At 54.5% G+C, this 15,267-nt stretch carries 12 protein-coding genes; all 12 read left to right on the forward strand.

Going from position 1 to position 15,267, the window contains the following annotated elements; genetic code table 11:
* Positions 1-105: 105 nt before the first annotated feature.
* The 12 genes from ispC (at position 106) to dnaE (ending at position 15,267) form a co-directional block, all read left to right on the forward strand.
* Entirely contained in the window at positions 106-1,305 is a 1,200-nt protein-coding gene (ispC, locus tag ABLV12_RS05865) for a 1-deoxy-D-xylulose-5-phosphate reductoisomerase (RefSeq protein WP_348866903.1), read from the forward strand.
* Positions 1,306-1,547: 242 nt separating this feature from the next.
* Positions 1,548-2,306, forward strand: coding sequence for a (2E,6E)-farnesyl-diphosphate-specific ditrans,polycis-undecaprenyl-diphosphate synthase (gene ispU, locus ABLV12_RS05870; protein WP_348866904.1), 759 nt, complete (start codon positions 1,548-1,550; stop codon positions 2,304-2,306).
* Positions 2,307-2,318: 12 nt separating this feature from the next.
* Positions 2,319-3,176 carry a phosphatidate cytidylyltransferase gene (cdsA, locus tag ABLV12_RS05875; protein WP_004107933.1) on the forward strand — a complete coding sequence of 286 codons (858 nt, stop codon included), beginning with the start codon at positions 2,319-2,321 and terminating at the stop codon, positions 3,174-3,176.
* An 11-nt stretch (positions 3,177-3,187) separates the two neighbouring features.
* Positions 3,188-4,540, forward strand: coding sequence for a sigma E protease regulator RseP (gene rseP / locus ABLV12_RS05880; protein WP_224252011.1), 1,353 nt, complete (start codon positions 3,188-3,190; stop codon positions 4,538-4,540).
* 31 nt (positions 4,541-4,571) lie between these two features.
* On the forward strand, positions 4,572-7,010 hold the full coding sequence (bamA, locus tag ABLV12_RS05885) for an outer membrane protein assembly factor BamA (RefSeq protein WP_004107929.1): 2,439 nt from the start codon (positions 4,572-4,574) through the stop codon (positions 7,008-7,010).
* Positions 7,011-7,140: 130 nt separating this feature from the next.
* Positions 7,141-7,626, forward strand: coding sequence for a molecular chaperone Skp (gene skp, locus ABLV12_RS05890; RefSeq protein WP_004098757.1), 486 nt, complete (start codon positions 7,141-7,143; stop codon positions 7,624-7,626).
* 3 nt (positions 7,627-7,629) lie between these two features.
* A complete protein-coding gene (lpxD, locus tag ABLV12_RS05895) occupies positions 7,630-8,655 on the forward strand; it encodes a UDP-3-O-(3-hydroxymyristoyl)glucosamine N-acyltransferase (protein WP_004107927.1) in 1,026 nt (341 codons plus the stop codon).
* Between the two features lie 102 nt (positions 8,656-8,757).
* Complete coding sequence (gene fabZ, locus ABLV12_RS05900; RefSeq protein ID WP_004098761.1) at positions 8,758-9,213, forward strand: 3-hydroxyacyl-ACP dehydratase FabZ; 456 nt, start codon at positions 8,758-8,760, stop codon at positions 9,211-9,213.
* 3 nt (positions 9,214-9,216) lie between these two features.
* Positions 9,217-10,005, forward strand: a complete 789-nt coding sequence (lpxA, locus tag ABLV12_RS05905; RefSeq protein ID WP_004110721.1) for an acyl-ACP--UDP-N-acetylglucosamine O-acyltransferase — start codon at positions 9,217-9,219, stop codon at positions 10,003-10,005.
* Complete coding sequence (gene lpxB / locus ABLV12_RS05910; RefSeq protein WP_004107922.1) at positions 10,005-11,153, forward strand: lipid-A-disaccharide synthase; 1,149 nt, start codon at positions 10,005-10,007, stop codon at positions 11,151-11,153. Before lpxA ends, lpxB begins: the two co-directional genes overlap by 1 nt.
* Complete coding sequence (gene rnhB / locus ABLV12_RS05915) at positions 11,150-11,746, forward strand: ribonuclease HII (protein ID WP_004107914.1); 597 nt, start codon at positions 11,150-11,152, stop codon at positions 11,744-11,746. The genes lpxB and rnhB overlap by 4 nt, the downstream gene beginning before the upstream one ends.
* A gap of 38 nt (positions 11,747-11,784) precedes the next feature.
* A complete protein-coding gene (dnaE, locus tag ABLV12_RS05920; protein ID WP_064398238.1) occupies positions 11,785-15,267 on the forward strand; it encodes a DNA polymerase III subunit alpha in 3,483 nt (1,160 codons plus the stop codon).

Raw genomic sequence — 15,267 nt, forward strand, 5'->3', positions numbered from 1 at the left:
CATGTCAAAGGCGCTGCGCCTCCGCTCTGCCATCCGATCATTGATGCACAAGGGTTTGCTGGCGGCGTTTTGCTTTTAATCCTGTCTACCTTTTCTGGACGCCTCATGAAGCAATTAACCGTTCTCGGTTCGACCGGTTCTATCGGCTGCAGCACGCTGGACGTGGTGCGCCATAATCCAGATAGTTTTTCTGTCACTGCGCTGGTCGCCGGGAAAAATGTCGACCGTATGGTTGAACAATGTCTGGAATTCTCCCCTCGTTACGCGGTAATGGATGATGCGCGCAGCGCTGAACTGCTGCGGTCAAAACTGCGCGAGCAGGGTAGCCGGACTGAGGTCATGAGCGGCCAGCAGACTGCCGCGGAAGTGGCAGCGCTCGACGACGTTGACCAGGTCATGGCGGCGATTGTCGGCGCAGCGGGCCTGGTACCGACGCTTTCAGCTATTCGCGCGAGTAAAACGGTGCTGCTGGCGAACAAAGAGTCGCTGGTGACCTGCGGCCGTCTGTTTATGGAGGCCGTGCAGAGATACGGAGCGCGTTTGTTACCGGTAGATAGCGAGCACAATGCGATTTTTCAGAGTATGCCGGAAACAGTTCAACAGGATCTGGGGTACGCTGATTTAACCCAAAACGGCGTGTCGTCGATTCTGCTAACGGGCTCCGGTGGTCCTTTCCGCGAAACGGCGATTTCGGAACTGGCGGCGATGACCCCCGATCGGGCATGTAAGCATCCAAACTGGTCCATGGGGCGCAAGATTTCTGTCGACTCCGCCACCATGATGAACAAGGGGCTGGAGTATATCGAAGCCCGCTGGTTGTTTAATGCATCTGCGCAGCAGATGGAAGTTCTGATTCATCCGCAATCGGTGATTCATTCGATGGTGCGCTATCAGGATGGGAGCGTGCTGGCGCAGCTCGGCGAGCCGGATATGCGGACGCCGATCGCCCATACGATGGGCTGGCCAAAGCGTCTCAACTCAGGAGCAAAACCGTTGGATTTTTGTCAACTGAGCAACCTGAGCTTCTCCGCGCCGGACTATGCGCGTTATCCCTGCCTGAAGCTGGCAATGGACGCGTTTGATGTGGGGCAGGCGGCGACAACCGCGCTGAATGCGGCAAACGAAGTCTCGGTCGCGGCATTCCTCAACGGTGATATTCGCTTTATCGATATTGCGGCAATCAATCAGTCGGTCTTGGATCAACAGACGCTAAATGAACCGCAAAGTATTGATGAAGTACTGGCTATTGACGCTATGGCCCGGGCAAGCGCAGGTCGGCTGCTAGCGGCGCAGCGCAAATTCTGATACTCGTTGTGATATTTGTGGGCGCATGGCTTCGGTGATATAGTCTGCGCCATCCGATCGTTGCATTTTGGTGTGAAAGATTACGGTGGCCGTGGCAAGACACGGCTTTTTTGCGTAAAGCTTTTGGTTGTTCTCTGCGATTGGCCGTAGCTCCGGCACCGGATAAAAATGCGTATCCAGCGCTGACCGGTGGCCCGTGTTTAGTAGCTTAGCTAATCCTTATTATGGACTTAAAACGCGTTATGTTGTCTGCTAATCAAACTGTCAGCGAAATGTTGCCTGCGCATGGCTGTCGTCATGTCGCCATTATTATGGACGGCAACGGTCGCTGGGCTAAACGGCAAGGAAAAATCCGCGCCTTTGGCCATAAAGCCGGCGCGAAGTCTGTTCGTCGCGCCGTCTCATTCGCGGCTAATAATGGTATTGAAGCGTTGACGTTATACGCGTTCAGCAGTGAAAACTGGAATCGCCCGGCGCAGGAAGTCAGCGCGCTGATGGAGCTGTTTGTCTGGGCACTGGATAGCGAAGTAAAAAGTCTGCACAGGCACAATGTGCGCCTGCGTATCATCGGCGAGACCACGCGATTCAATGCGCGTTTACAGGAACGTATTCGCAAAGCGGAAGCGCTTACTGAGAACAACACCGGTTTGACTCTGAACATTGCCGCCAATTACGGCGGCCGCTGGGATATCGTTCAGGGCGTTCGTCATCTGGCCAAACAGGTAAAAGACGGGTTACTCCAGCCCGAACAAATCACGGAAGAGATGCTGAGCCAGCAGGTGTGCATGCATGAACTGGCTCCCGTAGATTTAGTTATTAGGACCGGGGGAGAGCACCGCATTAGTAACTTTTTGATTTGGCAAATTGCCTATGCCGAACTTTACTTTACGGATGTTCTTTGGCCCGATTTCGCTGAACAGGACTTTGAAGGTGCACTCCATGCCTTTGTTAATCGAGAGCGTCGTTTCGGCGGCACTGAGCCGGGTGGCAGCAATGCCTGATGGGGGTCACTTTTGCTGAAGTATCGCCTGATTTCTGCTTTCGTCTTAATCCCCGTCGTTATTGCGGCGCTTTTTCTATTGCCGCCTGCGGGCTTTGCCATCGTCACGCTGGTGGTCTGTATGCTCGCCGCGTGGGAGTGGGGGCAATTTAGCGGTTTCACTTCAACGACGCAGCGAGTCTGGCTGTCGGTGCTTTGCGGTCTGCTGCTGGCGCTGATGCTATTCCTGATGCCGGAATACCATTATGACGTTCATCAACCGCTGGTTGAGGGAGCGCTGTGGGCATCATTCGGCTGGTGGATAGTCGCGCTGCTTCTGGTTCTGACTTACCCCGCTTCTGCGGCCTTCTGGCGCAATTCAAAAACGCTCCGTCTGATATTCGGCATCCTGACCATTGTCCCGTTTTTTTGGGGCATGCTGGCGCTGCGAGCGTGGCATTACGCCGACGATCATTACAGCGGTGCGCTGTGGTTACTTTACGTGATGATTCTGGTCTGGGGCGCGGATTCCGGCGCCTATATGTTCGGGAAAATGTTCGGTAAGCATAAGCTGGCGCCGAAGGTTTCTCCGGGTAAAACCTGGCAGGGTTTTTTCGGCGGGCTGTTAACGGCTGCGGTTATCTCCTGGGCTTACGGCTGGTGGGCCCATCTGGACGTGACGCCGACGGTCCTGCTGGTGTGTTCGGTTGTGGCGGCCCTGGCCTCGGTACTGGGCGATCTGACCGAAAGCATGTTTAAACGCGAAGCTGGCATCAAAGATAGCGGAAATCTGATTCCCGGACACGGCGGTATCCTCGATCGTATCGATAGCCTGACGGCTGCGGTACCCGTGTTTGCTTGTCTACTCTTGTTGGTTTTCAGGACGATTTGACGGAAGGTTTTATGCTGAGCGTTCTCTGGAATTTGGCTGCTTTTATTATTGCGCTGGGCGTGCTGATCACCGTCCATGAGTTTGGCCATTTCTGGGTAGCTCGCCGCTGCGGTATCCGCGTTGAGCGTTTTTCTATTGGCTTTGGCAAAGCGCTGTGGCGCCGTTTTGATAAGCAGGGAACGGAATTTATTATCGCCCTTATCCCATTGGGCGGTTATGTCAAAATGCTCGATGAGCGCGTTGAGCCGGTGGCGCCCGAGATGCGCCACTGCGCGTTCAACAACAAAACCGTGGGTCAGCGTGCCGCGGTAATTGCCGCAGGGCCGATTGCCAACTTCCTTTTTGCCATTTTTGCCTGGTGGCTGGTCTTTATCATCGGTGTCCCCGGCGTGCGACCGGTCGTTGCCGATATCGCTCCTGACTCTATTGCCGCGCAAGCACAAATTGCAAAAGGAATGGAACTTAAAGCGATAGATGGCATCGAAACGCCTGATTGGGATGCAGTACGTATGGCGCTGGTGGTAAAGATTGGCGATCGGCAAACAATAGTTACCGTCGCCCCTTTCGGGACCAATCAACGCCAGGATAAAATCCTCGATCTGCAGCGTTGGGCGTTTGAGCCGGATAAACAAGATCCGGTTGCTTCGTTAGGCATTCAGCCCCGCAGCGCGCAGATTGATACCGTCCTGGCTGAAGTACAATCTAACTCGGCGGCGCAGAAGGCGGGTTTGCAAGCGGGCGACAGGATCGTTAAAGTCGATGGTCAACCGTTAACGCAGTGGATGACGTTTGTTAATCTGGTGCGTGATAATCCGGGTAAGGCGTTAGTTCTGGACATCGAGCGGCAGGGTAGCCCCTTGTCGGTAACCTTGACGCCGGATACGAAGTCTACCAAAGGTAAAGCTGAGGGGTTTGCAGGGGTCGTACCTAAGGTCATCCCGCTGCCTGATGAATATAAGACAGTGCGTCAGTACGGGCCGTTTGCCGCCATCGCTGAAGCCACGGATAAAACCTGGCAGCTGATGTCGTTAACGGTCAAGATGCTGGGCAAATTGATAACCGGTGATGTCAAACTGAACAACCTCAGCGGGCCGATTTCTATCGCCCAGGGGGCTGGGATGTCAGCGGAGTTTGGGCTGATTTATTATCTGATGTTTCTTGCGCTCATCAGCGTGAACCTCGGAATAATCAACCTGTTCCCGCTTCCCGTTCTTGACGGGGGACATCTGCTGTTTTTGGCGATTGAAAAGCTGAAAGGCGGACCGGTATCCGAGCGAGTTCAAGACTTTAGTTATCGCATTGGCTCAATATTGCTGGTGCTGTTAATGGGGCTTGCACTTTTCAATGATTTCTCTCGGTTGTAAGAGAGTTTGTTAGGAAGAACGCATAATAACGATGGCGATGAAAAAGTTGCTCATAGCGTCGCTGCTGTTTAGCAGCGCAACCGTATACGGTGCTGACGGGTTCGTGGTGAAGGACATTCATTTCGAAGGCCTTCAGCGTGTCGCTGTTGGTGCGGCCCTCCTCAGTATGCCAGTGCGTCCTGGCGATACCGTAACCGATGATGATATCAGTAATACCATCCGCGCCCTGTTTGCCACCGGCAACTTTGAGGACGTTCGCGTTCTGCGCGATGGTGATACCCTGCTGGTGCAGGTGAAAGAGCGTCCAACGATTGCCAGCATCACTTTCTCCGGCAACAAGTCGGTGAAAGATGACATGCTCAAGCAAAACCTTGAGGCATCCGGCGTACGCGTAGGGGAATCTCTCGATCGCACCACGCTTGCTGATATCGAAAAGGGGCTGGAGGATTTCTACTATAGCGTCGGTAAGTATAGCGCCAGCGTTAAAGCTGTCGTGACGCCGCTGCCGCGTAACCGTGTCGACCTGAAACTGGTATTCCAGGAAGGCGTCTCAGCGAAAATCCAGCAGATCAATATCGTCGGCAATCATGCATTCAGCACCGATGAACTGATTTCTACCTTCCAGCTGCGCGATGAAGTGCCGTGGTGGAACGTGGTCGGCGATCGCAAATATCAGAAACAGAAGCTGGCGGGAGATCTCGAAACGCTGCGCAGCTACTATCTGGATCGCGGCTATGCTCGTTTCAACATTGACTCCACGCAGGTTAGCCTGACGCCGGATAAAAAAGGGATCTACATCACCATCAACATTACCGAAGGCGATCAGTACAAGCTTTCTGGCGTGCAGGTGACGGGAGACCTGGCAGGGCATTCGGCAGAAATCGAAGCGCTGACTAAAGTTGAACCGGGTGAGCTGTATAACGGCACCAAAGTGACCAAAATGGAGAATGACATTAAGAAACTCCTCGGTCGCTACGGTTACGCCTATCCGCGCGTTCAGTCCCAGCCGGAAATCAACGATAGTGATAAGACCGTGAAGCTGCACGTAAACGTCGATGCGGGTAACCGCTACTACGTGCGTAAAATTCGCTTCGAAGGCAACGATACCTCGAAAGATGCCGTTCTGCGTCGCGAAATGCGTCAGATGGAAGGTGCCTGGCTGGGCAGCGACCTGGTCGACCAGGGGAAAGATCGTCTGAATCGTCTGGGCTACTTTGAAACGGTTGATACCGATACGCAGCGCGTGCCGGGCAGCCCGGATCAGGTTGACGTGGTCTATAAAGTTAAAGAACGCAATACCGGTAGCTTTAACTTCGGCGTGGGTTACGGTACGGAAAGCGGCGTAAGCTTCCAGGCCGGCGTTCAGCAGGATAACTGGCTCGGTACCGGCTATTCTGTGGGAATTAACGGCACCAAAAACGATTACCAGACCTATACTGAACTGTCGGTGACGAACCCGTACTTTACCGTGGATGGCGTCAGCCTCGGCGGTCGTGTCTTCTATAACGACTTCGATGCTAACGATGCGGATCTGTCTGACTATACCAACAAGAGCTATGGTACAGATATTACGCTGGGCTTCCCGGTCAACGAGTACAATTCGCTGCGCGCGGGTCTCGGCTATGTGCATAACAAGCTGTCCAATATGCAGCCTCAGGTTGCTATGTGGCGTTATCTGAACTCAATGGGCCAAACGCCGAATGATACGAACGACCGAAACTCGTTCAGCGCTGACGACTTCACCTTCAACTACGGCTGGACGTATAACAAGCTCGACCGGGGCTTCTTCCCGACCGAAGGTTCACGCGTCAACCTGAACGGTAAAGTGACGATTCCGGGTTCGGATAACGAATACTACAAAGCGACGCTGGATACCGCGACCTATGTACCGATCGACGACGATCATAAGTGGGTGGTATTAGGTCGAACCAGATGGGGTTATGGTGACGGTATTGGTAGTAAAGAAATGCCGTTCTATGAGAACTTCTATGCCGGTGGTTCAAGTACCGTGCGTGGCTTCCAGTCCAACACTATCGGTCCGAAGGCTGTTTATAAACCAGCCAGCAGCCGCCATGATGGTGATGATGGATACGATAACGAATGCGATTCTAACTCTGCAGGTCTATGTAAGTCTGATGATGCGGTGGGCGGTAACGCCATGGCGGTGGCCAGCCTTGAGCTGATTACTCCAACGCCGTTTATCAGCGATAAATATGCGAATTCGGTCCGTACTTCCTTCTTCTGGGATATGGGCACCGTGTGGGATACAAACTGGCAGAATACGGCGGATACGAGAGCCGCTGGTGTTCCTGACTATAGCGATCCGAACAACATTCGTATGTCTGCGGGTATCGCAGTGCAGTGGATGTCGCCGTTAGGACCGTTGGTATTCTCCTACGCTCAGCCGTTTAAAAAGTACGATGGAGACAAAGCTGAACAGTTCCAGTTTAACATCGGTAAAACCTGGTAATTGTGTTGGCTACAATGGAATGTAAGTGCAGTTGCAGTATAGCGCTGACTATTGGCGATAACTGAGGTTATCGCCTGGCCACGCAAATAACGGTACCCCTGGGTACTCATGGGATGGTAAGGAGTTAATTGTGAAAAAGTGGTTATTAGCTGCAGGTCTGGGTTTAGCAATGGTAACTTCCGCTCAGGCGGCAGATAAAATTGCAATGGTTAACATGAACAGCCTGTTCCAGCAGGTTGCCCAGAAAACAGGCGTTTCTAACACGCTGGAAAACGAGTTTAAAGGCCGCGCGAGCGAGCTGCAGCGTATGGAAGGCGACCTGCAGTCTAAAATGCAGCGTCTGCAGTCCATGAAAGCGGGCTCTGACCGTACCAAACTGGAGAAAGACGTGATGGCTCAGCGCCAGACCTTCTCCCAGAAAGCGCAGTCTTTTGAACAGGATCGTGCACGTCGTTCTAACGAAGAGCGCGGCAAGCTGGTGACTCGTATCCAGAGCGCTGTGCAGAGCGTCGCTAAAGATCAGAGCATCGATCTGGTTGTTGACTCTAATGCCGTTGCATACAACAGCAGCGATGTAAAAGACATCACCGCTGATGTGCTGAAACAGGTTAAATAAGTAATGCCTTCAATTCGACTGGCTGATTTAGCCCAGCAGTTGGATGCAGAATTACACGGTGATGGCGATATCGTCATCACCGGCGTTGCGTCCATGCAGTCCGCGAAAGCGGGCCATATTACTTTCATGGTAAATCCTAAGTACCGTGAACACCTGGCCGCTTGCCAGGCATCTGCCGTCGTGATGACGCAGGATGATTTGCCTTTTGCCCACAGCGCCGCGCTGGTAGTGCGTAATCCCTACCTGACCTACGCGCGCATGGCTCAAATTCTTGATACCACGCCGCAGCCGGCGCAGGATATCGCGCCGAGCGCGGTCATCGATGCCACGGCGAAGCTGGGTACTCACGTAGCGATTGGCCCGAATGCCGTTATTGAGTCGGGTGTTATCCTCGGTGATAACGTGGTTATCGGCGCCGGTTGCTTCGTTGGGAAAAATACGAAAATAGGTGCCGGCTCGCGTTTATGGGCCAACGTCACCGTTTACCACGACATTGAGATCGGCGAGAATTGCCTGATTCAGTCCAGCACGGTGATTGGCGCAGATGGCTTCGGCTACGCGAACGATCGCGGCAACTGGGTTAAGATCCCGCAGCTGGGTCGCGTCATTATCGGCGATCGCGTGGAGATAGGCGCTTGTACGACCATCGATCGCGGTGCGCTGGACGACACCGTCATTGGTAACGGCGTGATTATTGATAACCAGTGTCAGATTGCGCACAACGTGGTAATTGGCGACAACACCGCAGTTGCTGGTGGTGTGATTATGGCGGGCAGCCTCAAGATTGGCCGCTACTGCATGATCGGCGGAGCCAGCGTGATCAACGGCCACATGGAAATCTGCGATAAAGTCACCGTCACGGGAATGGGGATGGTTATGCGACCGATCACCGAGCCAGGCGTTTACTCTTCAGGTATCCCGCTGCAGCCGAATAAGGTCTGGCGCAAGACCGCTGCGCTGGTACTGAATATTGATGATATGAGCAAGCGTCTCAAAGCCATTGAGCGCAAGGTTAATCAACAAGATTAGTGCTTCTCCAGCCACATTTAAATTTTCGGCCTGTTGCATTCATGAGATTGCCGCAGGCCGTGTTATTATTGCCTTTTAGTATATTTAGACAGGAAGAGTATTTTGACTACTGACACTCATACTCTGCACATTGAAGAGATTCTGGAACTGCTGCCTCACCGTTACCCGTTCCTGCTGGTCGATCGCGTGCTGGATTTTGAAGAAGGTCGTTTTCTACGCGCAGTAAAAAATGTTTCTGTAAATGAGCCGTTTTTCCAGGGGCACTTCCCTGGTAAGCCGATTTTACCGGGCGTACTGATTCTGGAAGCGATGGCCCAGGCTACCGGCATTCTGGCATTCAAAAGCGTTGGAAAACTGGAACCGGGCGAGCTGTATTATTTTGCCGGGATTGACGAAGCGCGTTTCAAACGTCCGGTCGTGCCTGGCGATCAGATGATTATGGAAGTCACTTTTGAGAAAACCCGTCGCGGCCTGACTCGTTTCAAAGGCGTTGCGACGGTGGACGGGAAAGTGGTTTGCGAAGCAACGATGATGTGTGCCCGTAGCCGGGAGGCCTGATACGTGATTGATAAAACCGCCTTTATTCATCCTACCGCCATTGTAGAAGAAGGCGCCGTTATTGGCGCTAACGTCCACATTGGCCCGTTTTGTATTGTTGGCGCTAACGTCGAAATCGGCGAAGGCACCGTACTGAAATCTCACGTTGTCATCAACGGTCATACCAAAATTGGCCGCGACAACGAGATCTATCAGTTCGCTTCCATCGGTGAAGTTAACCAGGATCTGAAATATGCTGGCGAACCGACCCGCGTGGAAATTGGCGATCGCAACCGCATCCGCGAAAGCGTCACCATTCATCGTGGCACAGTACAGGGCGGTGGATTAACGAAGGTGGGCAGCGATAACCTGCTGATGATCAACGCCCACGTGGCGCATGATTGTACGCTTGGCGACCGCTGTATTCTGGCTAATAACGCCACCCTCGCAGGTCATGTTTCGCTGGATGATTTTGTTATCATCGGCGGCATGACTGCCGTGCATCAGTTCTGCATTATTGGCGCGCATGTGATGGTGGGCGGCTGCTCCGGCGTAGCGCAAGACGTTCCGCCGTTCGTTATTGCTCAGGGCAACCACGCAACGCCGTTTGGCGTTAACATCGAAGGGTTGAAACGTCGCGGCTTCAGCCGTGAGGCGATCACTGCGATTCGTAACGCCTATAAGCTACTGTACCGCAGCGGTAAAACGCTGGATGAAGCGAAAGCCGAGATCGCCGAACTGGCGACACAGTATCCTGAAGTGCAGACATTTACCGACTTCTTTGCTCGCTCCACGCGCGGCCTGATTCGTTAATGGCTGAATCACGTCCCCTGACGATTGCCCTGGTCGCCGGAGAAACCTCCGGCGATATTCTTGGTGCCGGTCTTATTCGCGCGCTCAAAGCCCGTATGCCTGATGCTCGTTTTGTAGGCGTTGCCGGGCCGTTAATGCAGGCGGAAGGCTGCGAGGCCTGGTACGAGATGGAAGAGCTGGCGGTGATGGGCATTGTTGAAGTGCTGGGACGCCTGCGTCGACTGCTGCACATTCGCGCCGATCTCACCCGACGTTTTACCGAGCTTAAACCAGACGTGTTCGTCGGTATTGATGCGCCTGACTTCAATATCACCCTCGAAGGTAATCTGAAGAAGCAGGGTATCAAAACGATCCATTACGTCAGCCCATCGGTTTGGGCATGGCGGCAAAAACGCGTTTTCAAAATTGGCAGATCCACCGATCTGGTTCTGGCATTCCTGCCTTTCGAAAAAGCGTTTTATGACAAATTTAACGTTCCCTGCCGGTTTATCGGCCACACGATGGCGGATGCGATGCCGCTGGACCCGGATAAAGACGCGGCGCGCGACCGTCTGGGGATCGCGCGTGACGTACACTGCCTGGCGCTGCTGCCGGGTAGCCGTGGGGCAGAAGTCGAGATGCTCAGCGCCGACTTCCTGAAAACGGCGCAAATCCTGCGAGAATATTATCCCGATCTGGAAGTGGTCGTTCCTCTGGTCAACGCGAAGCGGCGGGAACAGTTTGAGCGCATCAAGGCGGAAACGGCGCCGGAGCTGGCCGTACACCTACTGGATGGGCGGGCTCGCGATGCAATGATCGCCAGCGATGCTGCGCTGCTGGCCTCCGGCACGGCTGCGCTGGAGTGTATGCTGGCTAAGTGCCCGATGGTAGTTGGTTATCGGATGAAGCCCTTTACCTTCTGGCTGGCGAAACGGCTGGTGAAGACCGACTACGTGTCGTTACCGAACTTACTGGCCGGGCGTGAACTGGTTAAAGAGCTGCTGCAGGATGAATGCCGACCGCAGGCGCTGGCGGAGGCGCTGAAGCCGCTGCTGGCCGACGGTAAAACCAGCCACGATATGCATGAAACCTTCCGCGCGCTGCATCAGCAGATCCGCTGCAACGCTGATGAGCAGGCGGCGGATGCAGTTCTGGAGTTAGCAAAATGATGGAATTCGTGTATCCGCATACCCATCTGGTTGCGGGAGTCGATGAAGTCGGACGCGGTCCGCTGGTTGGCGCGGTGGTGACGGCTGCGGTGATACTCGATCCGGCCAGACCGATTGTGGGTCTTAATGACTCGAAAAAGCTCAGCGAAAAACGGCGCCTGGCGCTATTTGACGAGATCAAAGAAAAAGCGCTGTGCTGGAGCTTGGGTCGGGCGGAGCCGCATGAAATCGATGAACTGAATATTTTACACGCGACCATGCTGGCCATGCAGCGCGCCGTCGCGGGTTTGCGCGTCTCCCCGGAATTTGTTCTTATTGATGGTAACCGCTGTCCGCCGCTGCCCGTACCTTCGCTGGCGGTTGTCAAAGGCGATAGCCGGGTGGCGGAAATCAGCGCCGCGTCGATTCTGGCGAAAGTCACGCGCGATGCGGAAATGGCCGCGCTGGATCGGCAATTTCCACAGTACGGCTTTGCACAACATAAAGGTTATCCCACCGCTTTTCATCTGCAAAAGCTGCTGGAACATGGCGTTATCGAGCAATACCGGCGCAGTTTTGGCCCGGTGAAACGCGCGCTGGGCCTGGCGTCCTGAACTGACACGCAAGCACTAAAGTAACGCGGAATCTGAAGATGGCTGAACCACGTTTCGTACACCTGCGGGTGCACAGCGACTATTCCATGATTGATGGTCTGGCGAAAACCGGACCGTTAGTAAAAAAGGCGGCCGCGCTCGGCATGCCTGCGCTGGCGATCACTGATTTTACCAACCTCTGCGGGCTGGTGAAGTTCTACGGAACGGGACACGGCGCCGGAATTAAACCCATAGTCGGGGCCGATTTGCACGTCCAGAGCGATCTGCTCGGCGATGAACTGAGCCAGCTTACGGTATTGGCTGCGAATAATACTGGCTATCAAAACCTGACGCTGCTGATCTCCAAAGCCTATCAGCGCGGCTATGGCGCAGCGGGCCCGATTATCGATCGCGACTGGCTGATCGAATTAAAAGAAGGCTTAATTCTGCTCTCCGGCGGGCGTATGGGCGACGTGGGCCGTAGTCTGCTGCGCGGCAATATGGCGCTGGTGGATCAGTGCGTTGATTTTTATGCGCAGCATTTCCCTGATTGCTATTTCCTTGAGCTCATTCGCACCGGCCGCCAGGATGAAGAGTCTTATCTGCATGCGGCGGTGAAGCTGGCGGAAACTCGCGGCTTACCGGTGGTGGCAACCAACGACGTTCGCTTCCTTGAACCGGGCGACTTCGATGCTCATGAAATCCGCGTGGCCATCCACGACGGCTTTACCCTCGACGATCCAAAGCGTCCGCGCAACTATTCGCCGCAGCAGTATATGCGCAGCGAAGAAGAGATGTGCGAGCTCTTTTCCGATATTCCCGAAGCGCTGGAAAACAGCGTTGAGATCGCCAAACGCTGTAACGTGACCGTGCGCCTTGGTGAATACTTCCTGCCGCAGTTCCCGACCGGGGATATGACCACCGAAGATTATCTGGTTAAGAAATCCAAAGAGGGTCTGGAAGAGCGCCTGGAATTCCTGTTCCCCGATCCGGAAGAGCGGATTAAACGCCGTCCTGAATATGATGAGCGTCTGGATGTTGAGCTGCAGGTGATTAACCAGATGGGGTTCCCTGGTTACTTCCTGATCGTGATGGAGTTTATCCAGTGGTCGAAGGATAACGGCGTGCCGGTGGGGCCAGGACGTGGTTCCGGTGCCGGGTCGCTGGTGGCTTACGCGCTGAAAATTACCGACCTCGATCCGCTGGAATTCGACCTGCTGTTCGAACGTTTCCTTAACCCGGAACGTGTCTCCATGCCCGACTTCGACGTTGACTTCTGCATGGAGAAACGCGACCAGGTGATTGAGCACGTTGCGGACATGTACGGCCGCGATGCGGTTTCGCAGATTATTACCTTTGGTACCATGGCGGCGAAGGCGGTAATCCGCGACGTTGGCCGCGTGCTTGGTCACCCGTACGGTTTTGTGGATCGTATTTCCAAGCTGGTGCCGCCAGACCCGGGGATGACGCTGGCGAAAGCGTTTGAAGCCGAACCGCAGCTGCCGGAAATTTACGAGGCGGATGAAGAGGTTAAAGCGCTGATCGACATGGCGCGTAAGCTCGAAGGGGTCACCCGTAACGCCGGTAAACACGCGGGCGGGGTGGTGATCGCGCCCACCAAAATTACCGATTTTGCCCCGCTATACTGCGATGAAGCGGGCCAGCATCCGGTTACCCAGTTTGATAAAAACGATGTCGAATATGCCGGGCTGGTAAAGTTCGACTTCCTCGGTTTGCGTACGCTCACCATCATTAACTGGGCGCTGGAGATGATCAACGCCCGCCGCGAGAAGAATGGCGAGGGGCCGCTGGATATCGCCGCTATTCCGCTCGACGATAAAAAAAGCTTCGACATGCTGCAGCGCTCGGAAACCACCGCCGTCTTCCAGCTTGAATCGCGCGGCATGAAGGATCTGATTAAGCGTCTGCAGCCCGACTGCTTCGAAGATATGATCGCCCTGGTGGCCCTGTTCCGTCCGGGGCCGCTGCAGTCGGGGATGGTGGATAACTTTATCGACCGTAAACACGGCCGTGAAGAGATATCGTATCCGGACGTACAGTGGCAGCATGAATGTCTGAAACCGGTACTGGAGCCAACCTATGGCATTATCCTGTACCAGGAACAGGTCATGCAGATCGCCCAGGAGCTTTCCGGCTATACCCTCGGCGGCGCGGATATGCTGCGTCGTGCGATGGGTAAGAAAAAACCGGAAGAGATGGCCAAGCAGCGTTCTGTCTTCGAAGAAGGCGCGAAGAAAAATGGCGTTGACGGCGAGCTGGCGATGAAGATCTTTGACCTGGTGGAGAAATTCGCCGGTTATGGCTTTAACAAATCGCACTCTGCCGCTTATGCTTTAGTGTCCTATCAGACGCTGTGGCTGAAGGCGCACTATCCGGCTGAATTTATGGCGGCGGTGATGACCGCGGATATGGATAACACCGAAAAAGTCGTCGGCCTCGTGGATGAGTGCTGGCGGATGGGGCTGAAGATTCTGCCGCCGGATATTAACTCCGGCCTGTACCATTTCCACGTTAACGACGATGGCGAAATCGTTTATGGTATCGGCGCGATTAAAGGCGTCGGCGAAGGTCCGATTGAAGCGATCATTGAAGCCCGTAATCAGGGGGGCTATTTCCGCGAACTGTTCGATCTCTGCGCGCGTACGGATATTAAAAAACTCAACCGTCGAGTGCTGGAAAAACTGATCATGTCCGGGGCCTTTGACCGCCTCGGGCCGCATCGCGCGGCGTTAATGAATTCGCTGGGCGACGCGCTGAAGGCTGCCGATCAGCACGCGAAAGCCGAAGCTATCGGTCAGGCGGACATGTTCGGCGTGCTGGCGGAAGAGCCGGAGCAAATCGAGCAGTCCTACGCCAGCTGCCAGCCGTGGCCGGAACAGGTGGTGCTGGATGGCGAAAGGGAGACCCTGGGGCTGTACCTGACCGGGCACCCGATTAACCAGTATTTGAAAGAGATCGAACGCTACGTTGGCGGCGTACGACTCAAAGACATGCATCCGACCGATCGTGGTAAAGTGACCACGGCGGCGGGGCTCGTTATTGCCGCGCGGGTCATGGTCACCAAGCGCGGCAATCGTATCGGCATCTGTACGCTGGATGACCGTTCCGGGCGTCTGGAGGTGATGCTATTCACCGACGCTCTGGATAAATACCAGCAGCTGCTGGAAAAAGACCGCATACTTATCGTCAGCGGACAGGTCAGCTTTGATGACTTCAGCGGGGGGCTTAAAATGACCGCTCGTGAAGTCATGGACATTGACGAAGCCCGGGAAAAATATGCTCGCGGGCTTGCTATCTCGCTGACGGACAGGCAAATTGATGACCAGCTTTTAAACCGACTCCGTCAGTCTCTGGAACCCCACCGTTCGGGAACTATTCCAGTACACCTCTATTATCAGAGGGCGGATGCACGCGCGCGGTTGCGTTTTGGCGCAACATGGCGCGTCTCACCGAGCGATCGTTTACTTAACGATCTGCGTGGCCTTATCGGCTCGGAGCAGGTGGAACTGGAGTTTGACTAA

It is taken from the genome of Klebsiella sp. CN_Kp100 (assembly GCF_040065315.1).
In the GTDB taxonomy this organism is placed as follows: Bacteria; Pseudomonadota; Gammaproteobacteria; order Enterobacterales; family Enterobacteriaceae; genus Klebsiella; species Klebsiella oxytoca.